The 26322-nt window shown below is 59.4% G+C and carries 20 protein-coding genes and 4 pseudogenes; 16 read left to right on the forward strand and 8 right to left on the reverse strand.

What is annotated here, in order from left to right; translation table 11 throughout:
* The first annotated feature begins 12 nt into the window (after positions 1-12).
* The 7 genes from OH764_RS08095 to OH764_RS08125 all read left to right on the forward strand — a co-directional run bounded on the left by OH764_RS08095 (position 13) and on the right by OH764_RS08125 (position 8869).
* Complete coding sequence (locus OH764_RS08095; protein WP_498848675.1) at positions 13-1194, forward strand: acyl-CoA dehydrogenase family protein; 1182 nt, start codon at positions 13-15, stop codon at positions 1192-1194.
* 12 nt (positions 1195-1206) lie between these two features.
* Complete coding sequence (locus tag OH764_RS08100; RefSeq protein ID WP_498848676.1) at positions 1207-2985, forward strand: L-aspartate oxidase; 1779 nt, start codon at positions 1207-1209, stop codon at positions 2983-2985.
* Positions 2978-4201 (forward strand): CaiB/BaiF CoA transferase family protein, encoded by a 1224-nt coding sequence (locus OH764_RS08105; RefSeq protein WP_408163152.1) that lies wholly within the window; start codon positions 2978-2980, stop codon positions 4199-4201. The genes OH764_RS08100 and OH764_RS08105 overlap by 8 nt, the downstream gene beginning before the upstream one ends.
* Positions 4198-5838, forward strand: a complete 1641-nt coding sequence (locus OH764_RS08110) for a GMC family oxidoreductase (RefSeq protein WP_498848677.1) — start codon at positions 4198-4200, stop codon at positions 5836-5838. Before OH764_RS08105 ends, OH764_RS08110 begins: the two co-directional genes overlap by 4 nt.
* Positions 5835-6584, forward strand: a complete 750-nt coding sequence (locus tag OH764_RS08115; protein WP_498848678.1) for an electron transfer flavoprotein subunit beta/FixA family protein — start codon at positions 5835-5837, stop codon at positions 6582-6584. Before OH764_RS08110 ends, OH764_RS08115 begins: the two co-directional genes overlap by 4 nt.
* Positions 6585-6615: 31 nt before the next feature.
* Positions 6616-7551: an electron transfer flavoprotein subunit alpha/FixB family protein gene (locus tag OH764_RS08120; RefSeq protein WP_498848782.1), complete on the forward strand. Its 936-nt coding sequence runs from the start codon at positions 6616-6618 to the stop codon at positions 7549-7551.
* Between the two features lie 187 nt (positions 7552-7738).
* Positions 7739-8869, forward strand: coding sequence for an IS110 family RNA-guided transposase (locus OH764_RS08125; RefSeq protein WP_498848679.1), 1131 nt, complete (start codon positions 7739-7741; stop codon positions 8867-8869).
* 745 nt (positions 8870-9614) lie between these two features.
* Here OH764_RS08125 and OH764_RS08130 read toward each other — a convergent pair.
* The 5 genes and pseudogenes from OH764_RS08130 to OH764_RS08150 form a co-directional block, all read right to left on the reverse strand.
* Positions 9615-10673 (reverse strand): hypothetical protein, encoded by a 1059-nt coding sequence (locus OH764_RS08130; RefSeq protein WP_498848680.1) that lies wholly within the window; start codon positions 10671-10673, stop codon positions 9615-9617.
* A 10-nt stretch (positions 10674-10683) separates the two neighbouring features.
* Positions 10684-11621, reverse strand: a pseudogene (locus OH764_RS08135) (IS3 family transposase); the annotation flags it as partial.
* 266 nt (positions 11622-11887) lie between these two features.
* On the reverse strand, positions 11888-12913 hold the full coding sequence (locus OH764_RS08140) for an IS110 family RNA-guided transposase (protein WP_498848681.1): 1026 nt from the start codon (positions 12911-12913) through the stop codon (positions 11888-11890).
* Between the two features lie 46 nt (positions 12914-12959).
* Positions 12960-13268 (reverse strand): annotated as a pseudogene (locus OH764_RS08145) (transposase); the annotation flags it as partial.
* Positions 13269-13283: 15 nt separating this feature from the next.
* Positions 13284-14399, reverse strand: a complete 1116-nt coding sequence (locus OH764_RS08150) for a hypothetical protein (RefSeq protein ID WP_498848682.1) — start codon at positions 14397-14399, stop codon at positions 13284-13286.
* A gap of 1140 nt (positions 14400-15539) precedes the next feature.
* Here OH764_RS08150 and OH764_RS08155 point away from each other — a divergent pair.
* From OH764_RS08155 to OH764_RS08165, 3 genes and pseudogenes are all read left to right on the forward strand, one after another.
* Positions 15540-15905, forward strand: a complete 366-nt coding sequence (locus tag OH764_RS08155) for a BON domain-containing protein (protein WP_498848683.1) — start codon at positions 15540-15542, stop codon at positions 15903-15905.
* A gap of 542 nt (positions 15906-16447) precedes the next feature.
* Positions 16448-16528 (forward strand): annotated as a pseudogene (locus OH764_RS08160) (IS6 family transposase); the annotation flags it as partial.
* Positions 16529-16987: 459 nt separating this feature from the next.
* Positions 16988-17113: pseudogene (locus OH764_RS08165) on the forward strand (DUF1810 family protein); the annotation flags it as partial.
* 255 nt (positions 17114-17368) lie between these two features.
* On the opposite strand, the gene OH764_RS08170 reads toward OH764_RS08165, so the two are convergent.
* Both OH764_RS08170 and OH764_RS08175 read right to left on the reverse strand, forming a co-directional pair.
* Entirely contained in the window at positions 17369-18334 is a 966-nt protein-coding gene (locus OH764_RS08170) for a glycosyltransferase family 2 protein (RefSeq protein ID WP_498848684.1), read from the reverse strand.
* A 430-nt stretch (positions 18335-18764) separates the two neighbouring features.
* A complete protein-coding gene (locus OH764_RS08175; protein ID WP_498848685.1) occupies positions 18765-19547 on the reverse strand; it encodes a class I SAM-dependent methyltransferase in 783 nt (260 codons plus the stop codon).
* A 302-nt stretch (positions 19548-19849) separates the two neighbouring features.
* Here OH764_RS08175 and OH764_RS08180 point away from each other — a divergent pair, with 302 nt between their 5' ends.
* Positions 19850-19978 carry an immunity protein Imm33 domain-containing protein gene (locus OH764_RS08180; RefSeq protein WP_498848783.1) on the forward strand — a complete coding sequence of 43 codons (129 nt, stop codon included), beginning with the start codon at positions 19850-19852 and terminating at the stop codon, positions 19976-19978.
* Positions 19979-20218: 240 nt separating this feature from the next.
* Complete coding sequence (locus tag OH764_RS08185) at positions 20219-20452, forward strand: hypothetical protein (protein WP_498848686.1); 234 nt, start codon at positions 20219-20221, stop codon at positions 20450-20452.
* Positions 20453-20810: 358 nt separating this feature from the next.
* Here OH764_RS08185 and OH764_RS08190 read toward each other — a convergent pair whose 3' ends face one another.
* Complete coding sequence (locus OH764_RS08190; RefSeq protein ID WP_498848687.1) at positions 20811-21626, reverse strand: GntR family transcriptional regulator; 816 nt, start codon at positions 21624-21626, stop codon at positions 20811-20813.
* Positions 21627-21737: 111 nt separating this feature from the next.
* On the opposite strand from OH764_RS08190, the gene OH764_RS08195 reads away from it, so the two are divergent.
* The 4 genes from OH764_RS08195 to OH764_RS08210 are packed head-to-tail and all read left to right on the forward strand — an operon-like array spanning position 21738 to position 26004.
* Positions 21738-23033: an MFS transporter gene (locus OH764_RS08195; protein WP_498848688.1), complete on the forward strand. Its 1296-nt coding sequence runs from the start codon at positions 21738-21740 to the stop codon at positions 23031-23033.
* Positions 23034-23076: 43 nt separating this feature from the next.
* Complete coding sequence (locus OH764_RS08200; protein ID WP_498848689.1) at positions 23077-23805, forward strand: maleate cis-trans isomerase family protein; 729 nt, start codon at positions 23077-23079, stop codon at positions 23803-23805.
* Positions 23806-23815: 10 nt separating this feature from the next.
* Complete coding sequence (gene hydA, locus OH764_RS08205; protein WP_498848690.1) at positions 23816-25231, forward strand: amidohydrolase family protein; 1416 nt, start codon at positions 23816-23818, stop codon at positions 25229-25231.
* A 14-nt stretch (positions 25232-25245) separates the two neighbouring features.
* The gene (locus tag OH764_RS08210) at positions 25246-26004 is read left to right on the forward strand and encodes an aspartate/glutamate racemase family protein (RefSeq protein WP_498848691.1); all 759 of its coding nucleotides are present in this window, start codon (positions 25246-25248) and stop codon (positions 26002-26004) included.
* Positions 26005-26322: the final 318 nt, after the last annotated feature.

A 26322-nucleotide genomic window follows, 5' to 3' on the forward strand; every position in this document is an offset into this window, starting at 1 on the left:
GGAGGAGACAGAGTGAATCCCGAATACGCAAGCAATCTCGTCAACCGGCGCGACCTTAAACCGTATCTGAACGCCGATCAATTTGAATTCCGCGATTCAGTGAATCGTGTGCTGACGCGCCATGCGTCGCCGGAATATGTCCGCCAGTGCGACGAAGAGAAGCGCTTCCCAGAGGAACTGGTGAAGGTGGCCGCGGAACAGGGTTGGTTCGGCATCACGCTGCCCGAAGAGTACGGTGGCGTCGGTGGCTATCTCGACATGGCCGCTTATCTGGAGATCGTCGCCTATCACACGATTGCGCTTGCGCGCTTCTGGAATGCGAACGTGAACATGGTGGGCGGCGCGCTGGCTCGTTTCGCGCCGGACAATATCAAGGGCGAGGTGTTGCCGAAGCTCGCTGAAGGTCGTGCCTTTCTCGCCTTCGCCCTGAGCGAAAACGGCTCCGGCTCAGATGCTGCCTCGCTGACGACGCGCGGCGTGGCTGACGGAAACGACTTCATATTGGACGGCACCAAGATGTGGATTTCCGGCGCGATGCAGGCCGACTATATCTTGACCGCTGTGCGCACCAATCCAGAGGCGAAGAAGCACGACGGGATCAGCCTCTTTCTGGTACCTAAAGAATCCAGAGGCCTGACGATCAATCCGATCGACCTGCTCGGCGGCCACGCCATTCGCACCTGCGAAGTGGTGTACGACGGCGTCCGTGTTCCCGGAGAAATGATCGTGGGCGGCTTGCACGTGGGCTGGAAGAAACTCACCGCGGTGCTGTCAAAGGAGCGCATTGCTTTGTCGGCGATGTGTGTGGGCGGCGCTCAGGCGGCGATCGATCTTGCCCGCTGGTATGCGAACGATCGTAAGCAGTTTGGGCAGTCGATCATCGATTTTCAGGCGGTGTCGCACATGCTCGCCGACATGCAGACTCGCGTCGATGCTGCTCGCATGATGGCGTTTCGCGCGGCCAGACTGCTCGACGAAGGCGAAACGTGCGACGTCGAGTCGTCACAGGCGAAGTACCTCGCATCGGATACATACGTGCAGGTCGCCACTGACGGCATCCAGATCATGGGCGCCAATGGCTACTCTGCCGAATACGCGATGCAGCGCCATTACCGCGAAGCCAAGATGTTCCAGATCTTCGGTGGCACCAATCAAATCCAGCGCAACATCGTGGCGCGCGCGCTTAAATCGTAAGCGGAGACAGACGTGACGGCAGTTCAGACATTGGAAAAACTCGGCTTTGGCGTCGACTACGCGCAAGCCGACGTAGTCGTGGTTGGCGGTGGTGGCGCGGCTTCGCGTGCAGCCGTGTCGGCGGCACAGGCTGGTGCGAAGGTCCTCGTGCTGGCAAAGGCGCCGGTCGGGCAGGGCGGTAGCACCGTGCACGGCGCGAGCGAAATCATGAGCATGGGAGCGGCCGGTTATGGCAGCGCCGACGACAGCGCCACGGTGCATTACGAAGACACGATGCGTCCGGCGGGCGGCTTCATCGACCGCGAGCTGGTGCGCGTGCTGGCGGAGGACGCACCGAAGCGCATTGCCGACCTGATCAAGCTCGGCGTGCCGTTCGACCGGGTCAACGAGGGCTATAAACTCATCCGCAGCGACTTCGGCACGTATGCGCGTGCGCTGGGCGTGAAGGGGAAAACTGGCAAGGCCTTCGTAAGCGCGCTCGCGGACGAAGCGAGGAAGCTCGGAGTCGAGACGCGTCAGCCAGCGGCGCTCATCGACCTTTTGCGTGATACAAGTGGGCGCGCAAGCGGCGTGGTTGCGATGGACCTTGCATCGCGGCGGCTGCTGGTGGTTTCCGCGAGCGCCGTTGTGCTTGGCACCGGCGGCGCGCACGGTCTGTTCTCGCAGCAGGTCTCGACAGCGGAAATGACCGGTGACGGCCAGGCCATCTGCTTCCGCCATGGCGCCGAACTTGTAAACATGGAGTTTCACCAGTTCGGGCCGGCGATGGTGCACCCTTACGTGCAACTCTTCAGCAAGTCCTGCTTCATTCTGCATCCGAGAATGCTCAATCGCGACGGACATGAATTCCTGGCAGACTACCTGCCGGCAGGCGTGACGCCTGAAGCCGCGATGGACGAGAAAGTCTTCCCGTTCACAATCTCGAATGAATCGCGCTACATCGATATCGCGATCGCAACAGAAATCGCTCAGGGCAGAGGTACGGAACGCGGTGCGGTGCACTTCTCGTTCGCCGATATTCCGGACGAGCGGTTGGCGGCCACTATTCCGAACACCCTGCGCTGGATGCGCGCGAAGGGACTCGACCCGAAGCGCGATCTGCTCGACGTCGGGATTGCTTTCCAATGCCTGAACGGCGGCGTGCGGATGACGAACACCGACGCAATGTCGACCATCGACGGGCTGTTCGTGGTGGGGGAGCTCGCGGGCGGCGTGCGGGGCCCGGATCGCCCGGGCGGCAACTCGCTTGCCGAAGGTCAGGTTTTCGGACATCGCGCAGGCGTCGGCGCGGCGGCGTTTGCGCGCGACAGCGGTGCGCCGGGGAAGCCCGACGTAGCGCCGCTCGCAACGCGCCTCGGAACAGCGCTAAAACCCAACGCCTCGTTCGACGCTCGACGTATCGCCGCCGATCTGCGCGCGGCGATGCAAGCGCATTGCCTCGTCGAGAAGACGGAGAGTGGTCTGAACATCGCGCTAGCCGCCGTTCGCGAGGCGCGTGCGCAGTTCGCCGCGGGTGGCGCTGCCTCGCCGCCGCAAGCGATCGATGCGTTGACGATCGACAACATGGCGACCACCGCCGAAGTCATCTTGCAGGCGTGTATCGAGCGGCGCGAGTCGCGCAGCAGCCACTACCGCACCGACTTTCCCGAGCGCGACGATGCCGGTTTCGGCCATGCGTTGACCATCACGCGTGGTGAGACCGACCCGTTCCGTCTCGCCTTCGACGTGCTCGATTACCCGCGGGCCGAATTTACGGACGCATCGCATTTGCAGGCGGCACATCATGGATAAGAAACAAGTCGGCCCGTTGTCGGGTTACCGCATTCTCGATCTCACCGTCATGACCGCTGGTCCGGTCGGTACTGTGCTGCTTGCTGACCTCGGCGCGGACGTGGTGAAAGTCGAGGAGCCAATGGCGGGTGACCTCTCGCGCAAACTGGGCAATCAATTCGTCCAGGGCGAAAGCGTCCAGTTCCTCTCGCAAAACCGCAACAAGCGCAGCATCCGCCTCGATCTGAAGTCGCCGAAAGGGCGTGATGCGTTTTTGCGCATGGCGGAGCAGGCGGACGTTGTCGTGGAGAACTTTCGGCCGGGCACGGTGGATCGGCTGGGCATCGGTTACGCGGCCGTCAAGGCGCGCAATCCTAAGATCGTCTACGCCAGCGTGTCGGCGTTCGGACAAAGCGGTCCCTACGCCGCATGGCCCGCGAACGATCCGATCGTGCAGGCAGTGGCCGGTCTCATGGACATGACGGGCGAAGCTGGCGGCAATCCAGTCCGGCTCGGTGCGCCGTTGCCGGACTTCGGCGCGGCGGCGCTGCTCGCGTTCGGGATCTCGGCCGCGTTGCTACATCGCGAACGGCATGGCGAAGGCCAGCGAATTGATACGTCGCTGCTCTCAGCTGCGCTGTTCAGCACGATCCCGCGCGACGGCGAGACGCTGAGAAGCGGCAAAGCCCCGGAGCGTCTCGGCAGCGGTCATCCAACGATGGTGCCGTACCGAAATTATCAGGGCTCCGATGGCCGTTATTTCTTTGCAGCTTGCTTCACCGAGAAATTCTGGCAGAACCTTTGCCGCGCGCTTGGCCGCGAAGAATTGCTGAGCGATGAACGCTTCATCGGCAACACCGCGCGAACTGCGAATCGGCATGCACTCGACGTGATCCTCGAGCAGCAATTTCTGCTGCATACCGCGGAATATTGGGTAGCGCATCTGAGCGCCGCGGACGTGCCATGCGCGATCGTGCAGGACTATCACACCGCGCTGACGCAGGACCCGCAGATCTCGCATAACCATGCGGTTGTCGAGATCGAGCATCCGGTCGCGGGCAGGGTAACGAACATTGCGAGTCCGGTGAATTTTCACGGCAGCCCCGTCGCCTACCGCCGTCCGCCGCCTACGCTCGGACAACATACAGCTGAAGTACTTGCCGAATACGGCTTCGGCGAGGAGGAGATCGCAGCACTGGAAGGTCGTGAGTTAGCCGCTGCCGGAGCGAAGTCATGAAATCGTACACAGCGGATTATGTGATCGTCGGCGCGGGGACGGCGGGCTGCGTGCTCGCAAACCGTCTGACCGAAGATCCAACCATCAACGTGATTCTGGTCGAGGCCGGCGAGCGCGATCGTCACCCGTTCATCCACGTGCCGGCAGGATTCGTGCGATTGCTCGATCATCCCACTGTGACATGGCGCTATCGCACCGAGGCCGACGCCGGGACGAGTGGCCGTGCCATCCTGTTTCCACGCGGACGCGGGCTCGGCGGCTCCAGTGCCATCAACGGCCTGCTGTATGTGCGCCCGTTTGCGGAGGATATCGATAGCTGGGAGCAGTCGGGTGCGAACGGCTGGAACTTCAAAAACTGTCTGCCGTTTTACAGCCGCTCGGAAACGTGGACCGAGGGCAGCAGCCCGCAACGAGGCACGAACGGTCCGATCCAGGTCAGCCGCGTGAAGAACCCGCCGGAGATTTGCGGTGCGGTCGTCGAGGCCGCCCAGAGGACGGGTCTCGATTTCGTCGATGATCCGAACAGCGACACGCGCGGTCCGTCGATCTGGTACTACCAGCAAACGCGCGACGGACGTCGCCGCTCGAGCGCAGCGCGCGGTTATCTACGGCCGGCAATGGCGCGCCCGAACCTTACCGTAGTGACCGGCCTTCAGGTGTCTACGCTCGAGATGAACGGCACGCATGTGAGCGGCATCAATGGGACGACGGGCGCGGGCATTCCGGTGCAGATCCGCGCGACCCGCGAGGTGATTCTGAGCGCGGGTGTGGTCGGCACACCGAGGCTGCTCGAAATGAGCGGCATCGGCGACAAGGCTGTGCTGGACAATGCAGGCGTTAGAACACGGATCGCGTTGCCTGGCGTGGGCAACAATTTGCAGGACCACTATGTCGTTCGGCTGGGCTATAGAGTGCGCGGTGCCGGTACGGCGAACGAGCGCGCGCACGGACTTGCGCTTGCGCGCGAGATGATGCGCTACGTAGTGTCAGGGACCGGCGTATTGACCTATAGTGCGGCGCTCGTCGGCGGCTTTGCGCAGACGCGCCTCGCTACCCGTCCAGACGTGCAGTTCGTGATCGCGCCCGGCAGCTTTGCCGAGGGACGGATCGGCGTGCTCGAGTCGGAGCCCGGTGTCTCGTGCGGCGTCTGGCAGATGCGCCCGGAGAGCCGTGGACATGTGCACATCACCAGCAGCGAGATTACGGCAGCGCCGATCATTGCACCGTCATACCTGAGCAGTGAACTCGACCGCAACACGATGGTGGAAGGACTCAAGATTGGCCGGCGGATCTTCGCTCAACCCGAGGTCGCCCGTTATATCGTCGATGAAACCGTACCGGGCCGTCAGGCCGACACCGATGAAGCGCTATTGCAATATGTGCGTGACAATGGCTCGACTGTGTACCACGCGGTTGGCACGTGTCGGATGGGCGAGGACGAAATGAGCGTTGTTGATTCTGAAATGCGGGTGCGCGGAACGACAGGCCTGCGCGTCGTCGACGGCTCGGTGATGCCGTCGATAACCTCGACCAACACCAATGCGACGGTGCTCATGCTGGCTGAGCGCGCGGCAGACATGATCCGTTCGCCAATGGCGGCGCACGCGTCGTCGACGTATTCGAAGGAGACGGTATGAAACTGCTGGTGTGTGTTAAGCGGGTGGTCGATTACAACGTAAAGGTCCGAGTCAAGTCGGACGGCACGGGCGTCGACATTGCGAACGTAAAGATGTCGATGAATCCGTTCGACGAAATCGCGGTTGAAGAAGCCGTGCGTCTGAAAGAAGCCGGTGTGGCGACCGAGGTCATCGCGGTATCGGCCGGTGTCACGCAATCGCAGGAAACGTTGCGCACGGCGCTCGCCATCGGCGCGGACCGCGCGATCCTGATCGAGTCGGCGGAAGAATTGCAGCCGCTGGCGGTGGCCAAGCTACTCAAGGCGCTGGTCGACAAGGAACAGCCGCAACTGGTGATTCTCGGCAAGCAGGCCATCGACGACGATTCGAACCAGACCGGTCAGATGCTTGCCGCACTGGCTAACCTGCCGCAGGCAACGTTCGCGTCGAAAGTGGTCGTGGCCGACGGCAAGGCAACGGTTTCGCGCGAAGTGGACGGCGGCGCCGAAACGCTGTCGCTCACGCTGCCCGCAGTGGTCACCACCGACCTGCGCCTGAATGAGCCGCGCTATGTGACGCTGCCCAACATCATGAAGGCGAAGAAAAAGCCGCTCGAAACGATCAAGCCTGAAGACCTCGGCGTCGATGTCACGCCGCGTCTGAAAACGCTGAAGGTTGTCGAGCCGCCCAAGCGCTCTGCCGGTGTGAAGGTGCCGGATGTGAAGACGCTGGTCGAGAAGCTGAAGACCGAAGCCAAGGTGCTGTGAGCAGCGCACGGAGACGAATGAAATGACGAATCTGGTGAATCTTGTAATAGCAGAACACGACAACACGTCGATCAAGGGCGCAACGCTGAACACGATCGCAGCCGCGCAGAAGGTCGGCGGCGATATTCATGTGCTGGTCGCAGGTCAGAATGCACAGGCTGCAGCGGATGCGGCGGCGAAGATCGCCGGTGTTTCCAAAGTGTTGCTGGCCGACGCGCCGCAACTGGCCGAAGGGCTCGCTGAAAACGTCGAAGCAACGGTGCTGAACATTGCGAAGGACTACTCGCACATCTTCGCGCCGGCCACTGCCTACGGCAAGAACATCGCGCCGCGTATCGCAGCGAAGCTCGACGTCGCGCAGATCAGCGATATCACCGCGGTCGATTCCGCCGACACGTTCGAGCGCCCGATCTATGCGGGCAACGCTATCGCGACGGTGCAGTCGGCCGATCCGATCAAAGTCATTACCGTACGCACGACGGGCTTCGACGCAGTTGCAGCCGAAGGCGGCAGCGCGACGGTGGAGAAGATCGAAGCAGCCGCGGACGCGGGCATCTCGCAGTTCGTCAGCCGTGAAGTGACGAAGCTGGATCGTCCCGAACTGACGTCGGCAAAGATCATCGTTTCGGGCGGCCGCGGCCTGGGCAACGGCGAGAACTACACCAAGGTTCTGGAGCCGCTGGCCGACAAGCTGAACGCGGCGCTGGGTGCATCGCGTGCAGCAGTGGACGCGGGCTTCGTGCCGAACGACTATCAGGTCGGCCAGACCGGCAAGATCGTCGCGCCGCAACTGTACGTGGCGGTCGGCATTTCCGGCGCGATCCAGCATCTGGCGGGTATGAAGGACAGCAAGGTGATCGTCGCCATCAACAAAGACCCGGAAGCGCCGATTTTCAGCGTTGCCGATTATGGCCTTGTTGGCGATCTGTTCACGCTGGTGCCGGAACTTCGCGATGCACTGAGGTAGCTAAGCCCTGATCGCTTGCACGACTAACGTTGCGGCTAAGCGGGTTCATGACCCACTTGAGACACTATGACTTTCCGTGAGGCAGAGGCTGGCCCGCCGTGAGGAATCAGACGCGGGTTAGCATTTCTGCCAGAGCCGCATGGTGTGGACAGCGCCACACCTGGCGATTTCCGGCACGGAGGCCAGCATGGAAAACGATAGCACGGTGTACGTGGGACTGGATGTTCACAAGGAGTCGATCACGGTCGCCTATGCGCTCGGCGCGGGCGAGGTCGAACTGCCCGGCAAGACCGGTACGACGAAGACGGATATCGATCGCCTGTGCAAGCGTCTTCAATCGAAAGCGCGACACGTACGCGTCGTCTATGAGGCAGGGCCATGTGGCTACGGGCTTTACCGCCAACTGGTCCAGAAGGGATTCGACTGCATGGTGTGCGCACCGTCACTGATTCCAAGGAAACCCGGCGAGCGCGTCAAGACGGACCGGCGCGATGCGGTCAAGCTTGTGCGGTCCCTACGGGCTGGCGACCTGTCAGCTGTACACGTGCCGACCGTCGAGGACGAGGCATTTCGCGATCTCGCCCGTGCATGGATGACTGCCAAAGACGATCTGAGGCAGGCGCGGCAGCGGCTGAAGTCGTTTCTGCTTGCACACGATGTACGCTATAGCGGTCACGCCGACTGGGGACCTGCCCACCGACACTGGGTGAGCCAGTATGCGTTCGGCAGCGAATGGCAACAATTCGCGTTTGAGGAACTTCGGCGCACGATTGAAGATCGGCTCGCGCAATGCCAGCGTGTTGAAGGTGCCTTGCGTGAGGCAGTGACAAACTGGCGGTTCTATCCGGCAGTCCTGGGCCTGCAGGCCATGCGCGGTGTGCAGTTCACCACGGCCGTTGGAATGCTTGCCGAACTCGGAGATCTGTCGCGCTTTCAACATCCGCGTCAATTGATGGCGTGGCTCGGCGTCACCCCGTCAGAACACTCATCGGGTGACAAGCGACGGCAGGGAAGCATCACCAAGACCGGCAATAGCTATGCAAGAAAGTTGCTCGTCGAGGCTGCCTGGAGTTACCGGCACCCGGCACGCGTAAGTCCCGACATTCAGCGTCGACATGAAGGCATTCCGAAGGCGATCATCGATCGTGCCTGGGACGCGCAGGTTCGACTGTGTCGCCGATACCGGAGACTCTCCGCGCGTGGTAAGCATGCCAATACCACGGTCGTGGCCGTCGCCCGTGAACTGTCGGGTTTCATCTGGGACATCGGGCGCCTGGCGATGTCGCTCGCGTTACCCAGTAACAGACCGACAACCTGATTACACGATGGAGATCACCCCATAGATCCACGAGTTTCCTGAAGGCGGCGTAGCCCGGCTACTCGAGTAACCCGCGGCACAACCCCGCAACCGATATCACCCGGACTTGCGACTTAAGAATGCGGCAGGCTCATGAGACGGTCCACTGTAATGCGGTAACCAACCCGCGGATATCAGCATGATCCACCGTCGAGACTTACTGCTACGTCGCCCTCAGGAAATTCATTCGCGTGGAGAGCGCTGGACACCCTACATTCCGATTGACATGGAAAGTCATATCAGGTTGTAGGCATATCCACCGGGTATTTCGGAGCGCCCATGCACGATCGGATATGCAGAGGTCAGACGTTGGGCGTCCGCTGGTCCCTTGCCAGCAGCCGTTGATACACAGACATTTGTTGTGACCGTTCAGGCTCGGCTACGAGTGGACGCATCAGGCGGCGGTCGGCCAGTTACGGTCATTTGCTGGCTGGTTAGCCCGGGCACTCAATCGTCGGCTCTACTCAGAAAGCGGTCATTCGGCACTGATATCTTCAGGCGGCGATGGTCGCTTCGAAAAATGCATCGGACCGAAGAGTCCAGTGTCCTCCGCACGCGCTGATCACCGTCGCCCGCGACTTCCCAACGGCCTAGTTGAGGCATCTTCTATTTTGGAGGTCGACGGAGGCGGCACGCGTCAAGCGGACAATCGCGAGACCGCACTAAAGCTTTTGAAACGTCGGCTTCTACGAGGGTCAATCGCTTTTTACGGAATGAGTTCGCCTCCACCATGTGTGTCCCTAGGCCGCCCGAACTCAACGTAACGAACGTCTTGCCGACAGCCTGGAGCCGTCGCGCAGTCTGTCGAGCGCGTTGGATCGACGAGCTTGATCTCGTAACCCAAGGTGCTAAACAGCCCGCTCGAGTTTCCAACCCTACGGAGCGACAGGTAGTCACCCGAACGTGTGCAGCGTCCCTTTACTGCACCGCCGGATGCGTCGTCGCAACCCATTGTTCCTGCCGTGTTGAGCGAGAAGGTCACGTCACTGGAGGTGGTGATCCAGACCACGAAGTCGCCGAGGAATCCGACGGCATGATTCAAGTAGAATTTGTCTCCGCCCCCCCACATCAACGAAATAGCGACTTCTGATGTCGTGGAGTTGGCAGCTAGCGCCGGATAGGCGTAAGCGTTGTTTGAGTTCCAAACCTCGAGCTCACTGGTGACATCGAAGCTGCTATCGCTCAGTTTTGCGATGATCACATACGGCTGGGCGAACGTAGTGTCGCGCGCTGCCGTCCAGGCGAACCACAACTCGCCCGGTCGATGAACTGCGCTTGTGATGTTATCCCCCTTCGGTCGCGGAGCATACCAATACTGGCCGTCCGGCGCCTTCGAAGTGTAGTCCGCACTCGCGTAACTATTGTGCGGCTTTGGCGCGCTCCAGAAATAGCGGTTCGATCCATCTGCCCAACTGAACACTCGCAAGTGACTATTGTCGTCATGGCCCGCCCAATACATCGTGCCTGTCGCATTTTGAGCCAGGTGAGAAGCTACCGCTGACTTTGCATTTTTTGGAGCGGTGAAATCCCAGGTCACAATATTGCCGGCAGGAAGCTGCAAGTCTTTGTAGGAGATGCGCATGACGACAAGGCCGCCCACTGTCACATCGTCCACTGACGCGTAGAGGTAGCCATCTGACGTCGACAAATCAGGATAGTCCAGCCAATCACTGCCCAATCCGAGAAAGTTTGAAGTGACATCGAACCATGTCCAGGCCGTGTTGAAGTTGGCGGCAACTGGACTTGCCCCCGCATGACCGGACATGCGGTCACGCTTAGGTTGGTGAATTTGCTCGCTGGCGAAACTCGCGTGGCGAGCAGTATTTCAGGGCGCTGTGCGGATGCGACTCGTTGTAGTGGTCAAACGCGATGGCCAGGTTCTGCAACGCGGTTCTCGCGTCCGGCTTGGGCATCCACGAGACGTAGTCTCTCTTCATCGTTTTGACGAAGCTCTCGGCCATGCCGTTGCTCTGCGGACTTCTGACCGGCGTCGTGATGGGTTTCAGGCCCACTTTTTTCGAGAACGTCAGCGTGTCCTCGGCCAGGTAGCAGGAACCGTTGTCGCTGAGCCATTCGATTTCGTTGTCGGCTTTCAGCGCACCATCGAAACGGTTTTCTACAGCCTGAAGCATCACATCGCGCACCATGTCTCCGGTATAGCCTCCAGTGGTCGCAGCCCAGCTCATGGCCTCCCGGTCGCAGCAGTCGAGTGCAAAGATGACGCGCAGCGGCGAGCCGTCATCACAACGGAATTCGAAGCCGTCCGAGCACCAGCGCGCATTGCTCCGGTCCACCGCGACCCTGCCGTCGTGTCGGCGCGTTGACTGGGCATGGCGCGGGCGGCGTTCGAGCAGCAGGCCGTAGGTATGCATAACCCGATAAACCCGTTTTGCATTAACGCGAGGCTGCCCCTGTGCGTCGCGGTTTCGCCGTAGCAGGGCCCAGGCGCGCCGGTAGCCGTAAGTTGGCAAATCAGCGACCAACTCCTGGAGCTCCGCGACGAGCGGCATGTCGTCACGGGCGGGCGTCTTACGCCTGTCGACCCATTCAGCGTCGCGCTTTGATTTCACCGCGAGATTCGAGCGCGACACACCCAGGACTTCGCAGACCGTCTTCATCGGTCGTCCCCCGGCAGCAATGGTGAGCGCGCAATCAATTTTTTTGCCCGGCCGTACTCCACTGCTTCGCGGAGGATTTCCACTTCCATCGTCTTTATATGGACGCCTCCGGCTTGCCAAGGACTTGTTGCGTTGTCGAACAGATGCAGGCTGCGGTTTTATATTCGGCCCGTGCAGGTCGATGCCCGCTGGCCCCAATGGAATCCGCTGACTCAATCCTCATTTTTGCCACGGACCATGACGTCCGGAAGACGATGCAGGTTTGATGAGTCTCGGTCTTACCTGTTTACCATTGCAACGTCACCTTGCGCAACCTTGAACGATAGAGTTGAGAATCAGAACGACGTGGTACGGTGGTGGGTCAAGTCGCCGCGACGGGCGGTGGGTAGCTAGCGCTGTATGAACGACCGTGGGCCAGCAGCGCCCATATAGTTCGGGCAATTTTGTTTGCCATCGCAACGACTACGACATTGAGCGGACGACGCATGCTTAATTGCACGGCCCACGAACCTGGGTCTTTCGCATGTTTCATGACGGAGCGGGCACCGTGAATCATAAGGGTCCGCAGATATCGGTCTCCTCGCTTACTGATGCCAAGCAGGCGGACCTTGCCACCAGTTCCGAACTGCGCGGGAACAAGCCCCAGCCACGCCGCGAATTCCCGCCCGGACCGGAAGGCTTTCGGGTCGCCCATGGAAGCGACAGCGGCAGTAGCAGTGAGGAATCCCACGCCCGGGATTTCTGCGATTGCCCTGCAGGCCGGGTTCTCACGTAACCATGCACGTAGTCGCTGCTCAATGACAGCAATCTGCTTGTCGATATCGACTAGCCGCTGCCATTGCTCTCGAAGAGAATCTATCAATACCCGTGGCAGGCGCGAATCGAGACGCTGCAGGACGTCTGGCATGGCCCGGTTCATTGCCGCACGCCCAACGCCCATCACTTCTCCGTACTCTCCCAGCAAACCCCTCAGACAGTTGGACTGGGAGCGTCGGAATATAACGAGCTGCTGCCGCATTCGATGCAACGCAAGAACGGCCTGCTGGGCTTCAGTCTTAACCGGCACGGCCCTCACACCCGGGTGTTTTGCTGCTGCCCAGATGGCACGCGCATCAGCTACGTCATTCTTGTTTCCTGTCACGAACGCCTTCACCAGCTTGCCGGGCATCAGCTTGACCTCGTGCCCGAGCTCAATGAGACGACGTGCCCAGTGCTGTGAACCTCCACAAGCCTCCATCCCAACAAGGCATCGTTCGCGATTAGCAAAGTGCTCCAGAAACTCGGTACGACGAAGCTGTCTGTCGAACACCTCGCCGGTATCTGTAACTATCCAGTGCAGCTGGAAAACCCGCTTGGCGATGTCTACGCCCACGACTGTCGGTTCCATTTGCGCTCTCCGGTAGGACGAGGCCTCAATTATGCGATGAGGAGGCGTCCATACCATTTTTGCCCAGCAGTCGCTGGAGTTCACGAATCTGCTTCATCGCTTCGGCCAGGTCGGATGCAGGCACAACCTGCTCGCCAGCACTGACTGCTGACAGGCTTCCGTCCTGATAGAGCTTGCGCCAGGCGAACACCTGGTTTGCATTCACCTGATGACGACGGGCAACTCCGGAAACGCTTGCTCCGGGCTCGAAGGTCTCGCGCACTATCGCGAGCTTCTCATCGACAGAGCGCCGGCGGCGCTGTTCGGGCTGGGTCAGAACTTCAATCGGTTCCACGTTAGAGCTGGGCTTAAACATAGGCGTAAGACTACCTCAAAGTTTAAGCGTTACCTCGTGTCCGGTTTTCGCGGGGGCCGGCCCAGCAACATCGGCGGGTCTCGCCCAGGCTATCCGCAAGCGGTTCCCACCGGTCGGCTTTCCTGCCGAATCTTTGGGCTGGTTAGTCTGAATCAGCCAGACCAAACGATCGATGCTCGGGATGTAATGAACCACCTGATCGCAGCAGTACCCGCCGTCCGGCTGATCGCCGAATACGGTTGAAAAATTGGAAACGGTCGTAAATGTTGATCCACCGTCAGTTGAGTACTTGAGGTAGAGGTTCGCGGTAGCCAGGACCAGATTCGATGAAGTTCCAGACCCGACGGCGCTCGGGTCCGGTGGGAAACGATCTGCAATTCCGTTCGCGTTCGTGTTGACGATGAAGCCTACCGCTCCGTCAGGTGATGTCCCCGGATAAGACGTTAATTGCAGCGCTTTTGGGCCGGTGTCGGTGGCCGTATGGGGGAACAGAAAGCTTGGGGATCCGATCGGCGTCGGTGCGCGGTCTTCATTGCTCTCAGTTTGCGGCGGCTGTGGCAGCAGAGGATAGGGCCCCTGCGTTGCATGGGTGGGACCACGGTTGCTAGAGGAAGTGTCCGAACCCGGTGCGGGCGGCGGTAGTTGCACATCAACTACAAAATGAAATTCGTGATCACGTTCGCCCTTACCCTTTTCGTCCCCATCTTTTCCAAACTCTCGCCGATCGTCGCGATTATTGCCGTGGTGCGCGCCGCCGGCAGTTCGACCACCATATTGCCCTTCGATGAGCACCTTGTACGTTTTTGTTGGGTCGAGCTTCCGCACAATGAAGCTCAGATTAAGCACTCCCCGCTCGCCCGAAGCAATGGTGCCGAGCGATACAGGCAAACGAGCCGGGCTCTGGAGATATCCGCCTAGGAGTACGACGCTACGAATCACGACATTATCAGCGTCCGTATCGCCAAAATTTTTGATAGGAAGCGCGACAAGCAGTACCGTGCTGTTCTGTATCGCGGCACCCGGTAACGTAGGACTTAGGGAAACGGTCGCAAATACGTGGGTGCTCCAGATCAGCAGGATGAATGCTAATCTTCTCGAAAGCTGCGCAATGGGAACTAACATCGTGTTCATTGCGATCTCTCCTCTCATAATCTCGCGAGAGCATGGCGCACATGCTTTTATCGGTTGCGCAACGCAACGCTTAAAGCAAAAAATTTACGCCGTAAAGCTTGACCGGATCGCTCGCAACCGACAGCCAGGCCTTGGGTCCAAACAGCAGAACCGATGCTGCCGAATATTCAGTAGTGCTTTTCAGTTTCCCATTGCTGAAGTACGTAAGCTACACGTTAGGCGAGGCTAACGAAAACGCAAGCCAGTGACTCGTCGTGCACGCGCCAAAATACTGTCGGCGCCGGCCACGCGCACTGCTGTGATTGACTTTTGGTTGGGAATATTTGCGCGGATCTCTGCAGTGTTTAGGTGCCAGGCTCTCACGCAAGAAGGCTGGCAGTTTCTTCCTTTGCCGTGTGAAGCCATCGAGCGCGTCCTTGGCTATCAGCGGCCCATTAGGCACGGCATCCCGACGCGCGTCTCGAGCTCAACCCTAGTGCCTACGGCGAAGCCATTGAAGTTACCCTTGATAAAGTCGCTCTCCCAGTACCGGGGCAGCAGGCGTTGCTCTATTGCGTCCGGGCGAAGCTGGATGCGCAGCGCTTCACGAACGAAGCTGCCACCGACAAGCGTCCGGCGCCGCCGTCCGCGCGCGTGGGCCTCTCCTTGCGCAACGCCTCGATCATGGCCGGTTCATGGACCCACGTGCCCGAGCATGAATCGGAGCATCGATCCCTATTGGGAAAACGATGTCGCTCGAAGAAACGGTGCGGACGTCCGAAGAACAACGCGAAACTGCCATTCGCCCCTCGCGAGTTCGAACGACTGAAGAGGGTGTCGCTTACGATCTGACGCGCCAGGCAGGGACCCCACGCGCCACGGTTCAGCTTGTTCCCGAATCTTGCCATCGCTTGCCGGGCGGCTGATCACCTGACCGATCAACGCGCGAAGCCGACGTGCCGACGAGGGGATGGTTACCTTCTGCACTCAGCGTTAGTACCCCGCGAAATAGAACAAGTAGCACGAACGTTCTGTAACGACGCAACGGTGCCGGAATTGAGCTTGGTTATCTTCAAGATAAAGTATCTCTTGGATGTCACGCATGGCCATCTAGAATTCAGCATGCCCCCCATGACATTCAAGCGAACTTGGAGCTAAGCGATGAAAAAGGTCAATGTGCTCAGACTTGCCGCGATCGCGCTAGCGACCGTGTTTTCCGTGAACGTTTGGTCGCAAACGCAGGACACCGCCGCGGCCTCCTCAGGCGCGCCGTCGGCGAGTGCGGGAATGTCAAAGAAGGAGATTCGTACAGCCAACAGGGCGCTGAGCCGGAAAGTGTCCCAGGCGCTTCAGAAGGGCGGCGTTCAGATGAACGGCATCAACGTGATTGCAAAAGGCGGTGCAATCACGCTCGCCGGGCACGCCAGCGATCAGACCCAGATCGACAAAGCCGCATCTATTGCAAAGAACGTGAATGGCGTCTCGTCGGTGAAGAACGTTCTGACAGTCCAATATGGAGGGCAGTAAGCTTCACGCGCCGTGACTGAGGGCTTCGATCTCACCCCCTTGTGGAAACAGGAGCGAGTACCCTTATTCTGTACAGCGAAGATTGATCACGCTGACGCTTACATTACATTGACGTTATGTTCGCTTGGCCGTCAGGAATGACGGGCCAGCCTTGACGTTGTTGAAAAAGTTACCGCCGGTGCCGAGGAATCGTCACGCCGCCGGCAGGAACTACCCGCAAGCGAGACGCGTGAAATTTACGACCATGTCAAGCCCGACGATTCGTTGGATATCGTCATGCGCAAGGTGCACGGCGCGCTACGCGAAACACTCGACCAGACCATGCCGAAGTTGCAGCCGGAGGTCGTCGCGCGCGTCGTCGAAGCTCGCACGAAGACCACGGTGCGCGCGCTTCAGGTCGCGCGCGAACGAGGAGCGCTTACTGTATGCATTACGTCCTTTCCGTCGTCGCCGATAACACGCCACGCGACATCTCGCTCATTACAGCCGAGCAGGCCGATGCGATCGAGCGCCCCGAAGCGCCCGAGTCCACAACCGGGGGGAATCGGGCAGGGCAGACGGTCGATTTCAGGCTCAGTGCCGGGCGCGACGTGAAGGCGGCAAAAGCCTTTTCCAGCGCGGCATGGACATCAAAGCGGGAAGCGTTGCAGCGTAAAGAAGCCTGGCACTTCTGATGCTCGGTTCCTGTTCTGGAGCGAGACGATGGGGATGCGACGTGAAAACGCTTACGTTATTCAATCTGTTACGTCCGTGCGGCCACCGTGGGTGCGTTGTCTAAAGTGCAGAAGGACAACGTCGTGCCAGCCCGAGACTTCAACTTTGTGAGGCGCCTTTCTCACACTGGCGATTATGAGCGCCTCGACCGATATTCGCGGATGTAAAGCCCGCTTGCCCGGATTGCGGAACGTCGTTGGGCCCTGAACACGTCGTAGCGCGGCTTGGTCTACCTGTTACCGGCGGCAACAAGTCCGGCGTCGTCGCAGATGGCATGCTCGCATCCATTGGTCTTCACAACGGCCGCGAACCGGGGAAAGCGATGGCGTTGCAGGCCGGGTCACACTGACAAAAAGGAGGACATCGTTATGGCCGACCGTTATGATCTGCAACGTTTCCTGGACCCGCAGCAGCCGGTCTATGCGCGCGTGATCGACGAACTGCGCGCCGGCGAGAAGCGTAGCCGCTGGATGTGGTTCATCTTTCCGCAAATAATCAGCCAGTTCGAGACGACGCGAATCTCTTCGAGTGGCAAATGCCAGGAGCCGAGTCTTCGCCCATGCGCGGCACGCTCAAACAGGCGCAGTAGGCTTTGAGTTCTTCATCGTCGCACTCTGCCGGCACATTCGGTTTCCCCGACAATGCGGTCGTGACCCTTGCCTTGCAGCGTCGACTCACGTATCGCTGCGCCAGATCGAGGAAAGTGATGCGCATCGATTTTCAATGGGGGGCAGACATGGTCTTTAGCGCTAGCGCCGGCCTTCGGCCTTGATTCTATACAGTTCTGGCACCAGCGCGAGCAGAATACGTTTGGGCGTGAATAACCGCGCCGAGACGTGTGTCGCAACATGCCACGTGGCAGCAGCGTTCATTTTGCGGAGCCTCATGTCGGGACCGACGAGCGCGCTGACAAAGTGCAGATCCCCAAGCGCATTGCCGATGATTTCTTCTCTGATCACTGCCCGTTCCGGTGGCTCGAGTGCATCAAACGAGAGCCCTGACATTTCTCGAAGTATTCGATACATGCTGTTGTAATGGTGAAGTGTTTTTGCTGTAACCATCGTCGAATCCGCCCGCAACCGCCTTTTGTATAGCCTTTGGTTCAGCACGGCGACTTTAAGCCTCTGTTTCAGCAGCAACGACACAAAGAAACAGTTGTCTTCATATACGATGCCATCCATGAAGCGCAAGTCGCCTATAGCGGACCGTCGTGCGATAAGGCAGCATGGCGACACGCAATACCGACCTTGTCGCAGCGATTGGACGACGAAATCTCCAGACCATATCGGTGAGTCTCCCAGCGGCCGCCGGTAGTAGTGTTCTTCGAGTCTGTACTCCGGTGAGCCGGGCGGGAAGACCACTGCCTCGAAGACGACCACGTCAACTTCCCGGTCCTTGAATTCGTGATAGCAGACACTCAAGGTATCCTTGTCGATGATGTCATCGCTATCCATGTAATAAAGATAGGAGCCAGTTGCGACCGACGTGCCTAAGTTGCGCGCAGCGGACTGGCCGCGGTTTTGCTGACGGATATATCTGAAACGGGGGTCGCGTGCACACAGCTTTTTGGCAATCGCGCCTGTGGCGTCTGTCGATCCGTCGTCTATGATAATCGCCTCCAAGTCGGTGAACGACTGTCCCGCAATGCTTTGCAGCGCTTCTTCGATGTAGTCCTGCACATTGTAGGCCGGCACGATGATCGAAAAGGCTGGCATAGATACGCCCCCTTGGCTAGTAGTTGAAACTGGCATGTGTCGCCCGCTGCTATACCCGTAATTGCGGGAGGACGGCCGGTTACGGCGACTTTGGAAAGAAGGTTGGATCGACGCCGACAAGGTCGTGTGCCTACCGTGTTGACGGGCGGCGAAAGAATAGAAAATGGAGCCCGTGTTGTCACGCGCGCGCGATCGAAAACAGTGGAAACTCTGGCCGTTATCGTTGGATTTTCGAACGCTTCCGCAGTGGCTTGGACCGATTCGGCAAGCTTATATCCGGTCGGCCCGAGGTATCGATACTCGTGCAACGTTGCTCGCCTTGAGCCTCGCTCTCGGCTCTTTGAACCATTTGTCTGCATCGCTTTGGTGACCACGACCGCTTGATGGTTGGGCGAGCCCTATGCATTTACAAGTGGACCGGTTGATACATTTATCGTGGTATCAGCACGGCCACGTTCCATCTCAGTCTAGACTGGACGTGCACGATACGGACACGATCAAGCTCCTCAAAGCCGGCCCTCAACCGCTTCCATGTGTTTATGCCATCGGCGTGATGCCACATGCTGACGACAAGTATTCCACCGGGTGCAAGATAACGTGCGAATCGCCTGAGATAGTCGTCCGGATTCCTAATGTAATAGAGTACTTCGTTGAAGACGATGACGTCGAATAGTTGTGAAGTCTGGAACGCGGTGACATCCGCCACAGCGAACTCTGCTCTTTCGATGTTCGATTGGCGTGCCTTCTCGATGGCGGCTTCCGATAGGTCGATGCCGAGATAACTGGATATGGCGGCATTCGACAACCAGCGCGCAAGGATGCCCGTGCCGCACCCAACGTCAAGAATGCGGGCCGCCGGTTTGAAGTGCAGGCAATATCCCACGATCACGCTGTACCGACCGACTTCCTTTGTACTGGAGAGATAGTCCCAAGCTCCGGAATCGTACTCGTCATTCCATGTCTTATTCGAGATCGAGGCGTTGTTCGGCTGCATAATCCACGCCTTGATTGCAACCGGCATGAGCTTATTAATAGGCCATTCCAGAATCTTTTTAAGTCGTCTCGCAGTGCTTACAATCTCGTTGGCATCGAACAAAGCTACCTCCTTCGAGAAATCAACATCAGCAACGCGGATGCGGAGTGCCCGAATTGATGGAATGGGCAGGCGCCTATCATTGGTTGCAGAAATCATGCTAACGGGTGGATTGTGCATGCATCGATGACGCTCCTTGGATAGGGCGTACTGTGGAGGACAAATGGCGGAAAGTCACTTGCCGGCCTGGGGTGCGAGTGGGCGCGAAGGCGGCGTTTGTCTCGAAACAAAGCGTAGTCGGCGGTCTTCTCGGCGGAGGTTCTCGTTGCCAGAGCCGGCTGACCCATCGCACAGTTGTCGACCAGTATGAGACAGGCAACACACCCCGCAGAATCGGCGGCAATCACGACGAGCCAAGCATATTTCGCGCGACCATGTCCAATGATCAAAGAAACCTCTGCCAGCGATTCGGCGCGGAATACATGCCGCCCGAGGCGATCCAGAGGGTAGGGATCTCGCCTGGGTCCCTTAGAAATTTGCCGCTTCACGCGGTTCGGCTATCACCGGAAAACGGTACGAGCGGTTGGTATATCTACGGTGGCAAGTACTGACCGGACGCTGACTCCTACCAGCCGCTTCATGTCGCCCACTTGATCGAGCGCTGTCCCAGCATCTCCGCTCCGCACGTCTTACGCGAATGATCTTATGAGACCGAGGGCTGCAATCGAACAAGCCGCTAACCTATGAGATGTGATTCATTAATTCCAATTATCGTGTCTCTCTCGATCCCCCTTTCTACGACTCGAAGCTGGGGGGACAATGTCGTCAAGAGGAGCCAGGTTGAGATTGTCGTGAATTACGGCAACCGCGACTTGACGCTACTACATGGTCTTGAGGACGAACTAGATGCCGCAGCGAAGTCTGCGAGGGCGGGTCAACTTGACGGAGACGAGGTGGCGTTGGATGGTAGCCGGGCGTCGATTTACATGACCGCACGGCATGCCGCGCTGCTGGTCAAAACGGTCGGTCCGATTTTGAAGGCGCACCAATTCTCTCGTGATGCACGCATTATCCCGTGCGACTAAACGCACAGTACCCACACACGTTTTGGCTCGGTCGACGCGTTGAAGTAGCAGAGGGTCCAAGAGTTGTAGGCGTTGCAGACGTCCTGAAGATAGTCAATCCGCTGCTCGAATCGAGCGCAGATGCCTGAGTGCCTCGGTGACGAGAGGCACGCCCCTCAAACGGCGTCAGTTGACCGCATCGCGCACCAGTCGGCCACAACCTGCCGTTCAGCGAACACGGAAATCTGCAATAACGGCTGTATCACTTCTGAACCGGACGGACAGGCCATGCGCATATCGTCGACGGTTTGCTTTGGCGCGTGGAGGAGTGGAACTCAACGCACCGGTTAATGCGAGTTTCGAAGGTTCTTGTTTTTTGCTAACTCGCGTTGGCAGCCTCCAACACTTTCATTACTTCCGCCGCCGTGTGTTCCGAATGTTCGCGCAGTAACCGGCCCAGGTTTGCTCCGTCTCGCTTCGACAGCGCGTCCAGTATTTCGCTGTGTTCGCCAAGCGACTCCTTCCAGCGCAGCACATCGGCATTAGCGGCACCCCTTGCACGGTGAATCTTGCTCATCAACGATGAGTACATGTCGGAAAGGACAGGGTTGCCTGCGACATCCACGATGTGCTGATGCACTTTCTGGTTAGCGCGATAGTAGGCCGTGCGCTTGCCCTCGCGATGATAGGTTTCCATAGCGCGATGGCGCTCCATTAGCATCTTCATCTGCTTGTCGTCGATGCGCTGCGCAGCGAGCCGTCCCGCCGTTTCCTCCAGGCCATGCAGCACTTCAAAGATGGCAGCAATCTCGTCGCTGTTGATCGGTGCGACCTGAAAGCCCATGTGCTGCCGGTGAGTCACGTGCCCCTCGGTCACAAGCGTTTTGAGCGCCTCGCGCAAAGGCGTACGGGAAATGTCGAACTGGTCGCACAGCGCTTTCTCATCGATATGCTCGCCCGGCGGCAATTCACCTTCCAGAATCATCTCGCGCAATCGCTCCGCGATCGCCGCATACATACCCGTGCCGCGCAGGCTGATCCGCTTGCGTGTTTCAGCCGATAGTGACTTCATATCCATGTCGCCCGTTGTCGTTTCGCATCTTCCGCCTTTGCTTAATTGTCTTACAGGTTCGGCTAACGATCTACAAAAATAAAAACACATGCAAATCAAAGGTTTGTGGCGCTTGTAATTCATAATTAGGCATCATATACTGCATCGGCGCATGCAGCGCACCGGTGCCGCGAGCGGTCCCGGCCATAGACATGAAACCCGAAGGCCTTCATCAGGCGAACGGAGGAGACATTGATGCAAACCGTAAATGCGGCTGTGCAGACCCAGGTCAGAACCGGCGTACGCTGGCGAGTCTTTCTGATCATGTTGATGCTGATTTCGATCAACTATGTGGACCGGGCATCGCTGTCCGTGGCCATGCCGCTGATCGCGAAGGAGTTTCACATCGCTCCTGCAGTGCAGGGGCTGATTCTCAGCTCGTTCTTCTGGACCTACGCGTTCATGCAGATCCCGGGCGGCATGCTCGCTGACCGTTTCAAGCCGCGCATCGTAATCGCGTGCGCCACGTTGTTCTGGGGTTTTTTCCAGGGCATCGCCGCAGTGTGCACGACGGCCACTGCGCTGATTCTCACCCGCCTGGGGCTTGGCGCCGCCGAGGCACCGATCTACCCGGCAGGCGGCAAGCTCAACGCCATGTGGATGACGCGTCACGAACGCGGCCGCGGAGCGACGCTGCTCGATGGTGGCGCGCCGCTGGGCGCGGCACTCGGCGCGGTGATCATCTCCGGGTTGATCAGTGAGTTCGGTTCCTGGCGCACCTCGTTCGTGGTGGCGGGTGTCGGCACCATGCTGGCCGGCCTGTTCGCCTGGTACTACATCCGTAACAACCCGCGCGAGCATCCCGCCGTCAATCAGGCCGAAGCGGACTATCTCGAAGCGGCCCTGCTAGAGGAACACCGCAGCGAGCCGGCTCATGCCAGCGGACGCAGCCTCGATTTTTTCCGCTATCGCTCCGTGTGGGGCATGTTCTTCGGCTGGATGTGCTTCAACTCGCTGTTTTATGGCTTGCTCACCTGGATGCCGAACTATCTGAACAAGGTACACGGCTTCAACATCCAGCAGATGGGCGGCGCCAGCTTCGCGATCTTCTTCAGCGGCTTCGTGGGTGAACTGATCGGCGGATGGGTCGCCGACAAATGGAAGGCGGCGGGCGGTTCGCCCAACCGCGTGATGCGTACGCTGTTCGGAATCGCCGCCGTAGCGGCCACAGCGTCGATCTTCTCGGTCGCCTATGTCGGCAATCCCGGGACAGTGGTCGTGTTGCTCGCATCGACGTTGTTCTTCCTGCGCTGGTGCGGCCTTTACTGGTGCCTGCCTTCCATCCTCGGCACACGCAACAAGGTCGGCTTTCTCGGCGGTCTGATGAACCTGGGCGGGAATATCGGCGGTGTCCTCGTGCCGATCATCGTTGGCCTGATTGTGCAGACCACCGGCTCGTATTTTCTGGCCCTGATGTTCTTCGCTGCCGCAGGCGTCGGCCTGTTCGTCTGTTCGACGCTGATCGACTACGAACGCAAACTGCCCGTCTGAGCCACGCTCACTTACTCTCTAACAACTGATTGCTGATTTCATCATGAGCAAACGCGTCCTGCTCGGCATGCTTACCCCGTCATCCAACACCGCGCTCGAACCTGTCACGAGCGCGATGGTGGCCCAGTTACCCGGTGTCAGCGCCCATTTCTCGCGCTTCACGGTCACCGAGATCTCGCTGTCCGATCAGGCGCTCGGACAGTTCGACACAACCAACATCATTCAGGCGGCGCGGCTGCTGGCCGACGCCAAGGTCGATGTGATCGCATGGAACGGCACTTCGTCCGGCTGGCTCGGTTTCGAGACCGACCGCCGCCTGTGCCGCGAGATCGAGGAGGCGACCGGCATCCCCGCGACCACGTCGGTGCTGGCGCTCAACGAGATCCTGGACAAGACCGGTGTGAAAAAATTTGGGCTGGTCACTCCGTATCTCAAGGAGGTCCAGCAGAAGATCGTCGCCAATTACCGCGATAACGGCATTGACTGTTCTTCGGAAAACCATCTCGGCCTGAAAGTGAACTTCCAGTTTTCCGAGGTAACGGAAGAGACGCTGCGCGCACAAATCCGCGAAGTCGCGACGCACCGTCCCGAGGCGATCGTCACCTTCTGTACCAATCTGCATGCCGCGCATCTGGCCTCGGAAGTGGAGCAGCATCACGGCGTACCGCTCTATGACACGATCTCCACCGTAGTGTGGAAATCGCTGAAGCTGGCGGGCTACGATACGAGCCGGCTCGCGGGTTGGGGTCGTCTGTTTTCCGAAGTTGCCTGAGAGACCTGCCATGACAACCATGTACGACCTGGTCATCCGTAACGCCGACGTGGTCACCGCGTCCGAGCGCTTCAACTGCGATATTGGCGTGAAGGACGGCATCGTCGTCGCGCTGGGCCGCGATCTCGACGCAGGCAGGCGCGAGATCGACGCCACCGGCCTGCTGACTTTGCCCGGCGGTATCGACGCGCACTGCCATCTCGATCAGCCCATGCCCGACGGGCTGAAGATGGCGGACGACTTCCTGAGCGGCACACGTGCTGCCGTGTGCGGCGGTACCACGACGGTCATACCCTTCGCCGCGCAGGCAAAGGGTCAATCGCTCAAGGCCGCAGTGGCTGACTACCACCGTCGCGCCGACGGTCGCGCGGTCACCGACTACTCGTTCCACCTCATCGTCTCTGATCCGACGCCGGAGGTGCTGGAACGCGAACTGCCCGAGCTTATCGCGGCCGGTTATACGTCGTTCAAGATCTACATGACCTACGACGACCTCAAGCTCAGCGACCGCGAGATCCTCGAGGTGATGGACGTTGCACGTCGCAATCAGGCGCTGGTCATGGTGCATGCCGAGAACTCCGACTGCATCGCGTGGCTGACCGACAGGCTCACTGAAGCCGGCAAGCACGCGCCAAAGTATCACGCGCTATCGCGCCCGGCTGTGGTCGAGCGAGAGGCGACCCACCGTGCAATTGCTTTCTCCGAACTCGTCGACGTGCCGATCCTGATCGTTCATGTGTCGGGCCAGGATGCGATCGAGCAGATCGAATGGGCGCAGCAACGCGGGCTGAACATTTACGCCGAGACGTGCCCGCAGTATCTGTACTTGACGGCCGAAGACCTCGGCCACGAGGACGGCTATCACGGCGCGAAGTGCGTTTGCAGTCCTCCGCCGCGCGACATGTCAAGCCAGAAGGCCGTGTGGAGCGCGCTGAAGCGTGGGGTATTCAGTGTGTTCTCGTCCGACCACGCGCCGTTCTCGCTAGACGATCCGCAGGGCAAAAAGCCCGGCGGCAAAGAGGTGTCGTTCGAGCACATCCCGAACGGCATCCCCGGGATCGAGACCCGCCTGGCGCTGCTGTTCGATGGCGTGAATCGCGGCAAGCTGTCACTGCACAAGTTCGTCGAACTGACGTCCCTGAATCCGGCGAAGCTGTACGGCCTTTATCCGCGCAAGGGAACGATTGCCGTCGGCGCCGACGCTGATATCGTGCTGTGGGATCCGCTTAAGCACGTCGCCATCGCGAACGACGCGCTGCATCACAATGTCGACTACACGCCTTACGAAGGCCGAACCGTCCAGGGTTGGCCGAAGTACTGTCTGTCTCGCGGTGAACTTCTGGTCGAGAGCGGTCGCTATCTTGAACCGCAAGCAGGGCGGGGCCGCTTTCTCGCTGCCGGCAAGCCGCAATACGTCGATCTCTGATATCGGAGGGCAGCATGAAGATCCTGGTTATCAACCCCAACATCTCTGAAAGCGTCTCGACGCTGATTCAGGCAGAAGCGCAGCGCAGCGCGTCGCCCGGCACCGAGATCGAGGTCGCGACGGCACCATTCGGCGTTGCGTACATCGAGACCCGCTTCGAAGCGCTCGTTGGCGCATACGCGACGGCGTGCGTGGCGGCCGAACGCTACGGCAGCTACGATGGCGTTGTGGTGGCGGCGTTCGGCGACCCCGGCTTGCAGGGCATCAAGGAATTGATCGACGTGCCTGCGGTCGGGCTAACGGAGTCCTCGCTGATGACGGCGGCGACGCTCGGGCAACGCTTCTCGATCATCGCGATCTCGCCTCGAATCAAGGCGTGGTATCGCGAGACGGTTGAACGCAGTCATCTGTCGAGCCGGCTTGCGAGCATCCGCGCGCTCGACGAACCGTTGCGCGATATCGGCAGCGTACAGCAAGATTACGCAGCGAGACTGAAGGCGCTGTGCAACCAGGTAGTCGACGACGACGGCGCTGATGTCATCATTATCGCGGGCGCGCCGCTCGCGGGGCTTGCACGTGAAATCTGTGCCGAATTGCCGGTGCCCGTGGTCGATGGCGTTTCGAGTGCGATTACGCAACTCGAGGGCCTTATCCGGCTCAGTCCGAAAAAGGCGGCGAAGGGCAGTTTCACCCGGCCGCCAGTCAAGCCGAATCGAGGCTTGCCCGAACCGCTTGAGCGGCTGCTTGGCCGTGAGCTGAGGGGCGCGCCGTAACGTGGGAGTGCAAGTTGGCGCGGACGCCCGAGGCGCTTGATCATGTTGAGCCGCTCGTGCTCGTTTTGTCGAAGTCCATGCGTGGTGGCGCCTACCGGCAAAATCGGTGGCCAAGAGTGGCGTAAATCTTGGGTCGTCTTCCTAGGCGACAAGCCTGTGACATGAACTGCCTGATGGCAAGCGTTTACGTTTATTTAAGAAAACGCCTCAGTACTTCATAGCAAGAAAAAGAATAGGTGACAAATATCGCACGCGCCCAGCCTTGCGACCGGCAAGTACTTATTGAAATAATCGATTCGCTCGCCGTTCTTGTTACGA

It is taken from the genome of Burkholderia sp. M6-3, from assembly GCF_050858985.1.
GTDB classification, from domain to species: Bacteria; Pseudomonadota; Gammaproteobacteria; order Burkholderiales; family Burkholderiaceae; genus Paraburkholderia; species Paraburkholderia caledonica.

Coding starts and splice junctions, on each gene's coding strand:
- OH764_RS08105 (WP_408163152.1), top strand. CDS start 2,978: ATGGATAAGAAACAAGTCGGCCCGTTGTCGGGTTACCGCATTCTCGAT.
- OH764_RS08110 (WP_498848677.1), top strand. CDS start 4,198: ATGAAATCGTACACAGCGGATTATGTGATCGTCGGCGCGGGGACGGCG.
- OH764_RS08115 (WP_498848678.1), top strand. CDS start 5,835: ATGAAACTGCTGGTGTGTGTTAAGCGGGTGGTCGATTACAACGTAAAG.
- OH764_RS08125 (WP_498848679.1), top strand. CDS start 7,739: ATGGAAAACGATAGCACGGTGTACGTGGGACTGGATGTTCACAAGGAG.
- OH764_RS08130 (WP_498848680.1), bottom strand. CDS start 10,673: ATGTCCGGTCATGCGGGGGCAAGTCCAGTTGCCGCCAACTTCAACACG.
- OH764_RS08140 (WP_498848681.1), bottom strand. CDS start 12,913: ATGGAACCGACAGTCGTGGGCGTAGACATCGCCAAGCGGGTTTTCCAG.
- OH764_RS08150 (WP_498848682.1), bottom strand. CDS start 14,399: ATGAACACGATGTTAGTTCCCATTGCGCAGCTTTCGAGAAGATTAGCA.
- OH764_RS08155 (WP_498848683.1), top strand. CDS start 15,540: ATGAAAAAGGTCAATGTGCTCAGACTTGCCGCGATCGCGCTAGCGACC.
- OH764_RS08170 (WP_498848684.1), bottom strand. CDS start 18,334: ATGCCAGCCTTTTCGATCATCGTGCCGGCCTACAATGTGCAGGACTAC.
- OH764_RS08175 (WP_498848685.1), bottom strand. CDS start 19,547: ATGCACAATCCACCCGTTAGCATGATTTCTGCAACCAATGATAGGCGC.
- OH764_RS08180 (WP_498848783.1), top strand. CDS start 19,850: ATGCCGCCCGAGGCGATCCAGAGGGTAGGGATCTCGCCTGGGTCCCTT.
- OH764_RS08190 (WP_498848687.1), bottom strand. CDS start 21,626: ATGAATTACAAGCGCCACAAACCTTTGATTTGCATGTGTTTTTATTTT.
- OH764_RS08195 (WP_498848688.1), top strand. CDS start 21,738: ATGCAAACCGTAAATGCGGCTGTGCAGACCCAGGTCAGAACCGGCGTA.
- OH764_RS08200 (WP_498848689.1), top strand. CDS start 23,077: ATGAGCAAACGCGTCCTGCTCGGCATGCTTACCCCGTCATCCAACACC.
- hydA (WP_498848690.1), top strand. CDS start 23,816: ATGACAACCATGTACGACCTGGTCATCCGTAACGCCGACGTGGTCACC.
- OH764_RS08210 (WP_498848691.1), top strand. CDS start 25,246: ATGAAGATCCTGGTTATCAACCCCAACATCTCTGAAAGCGTCTCGACG.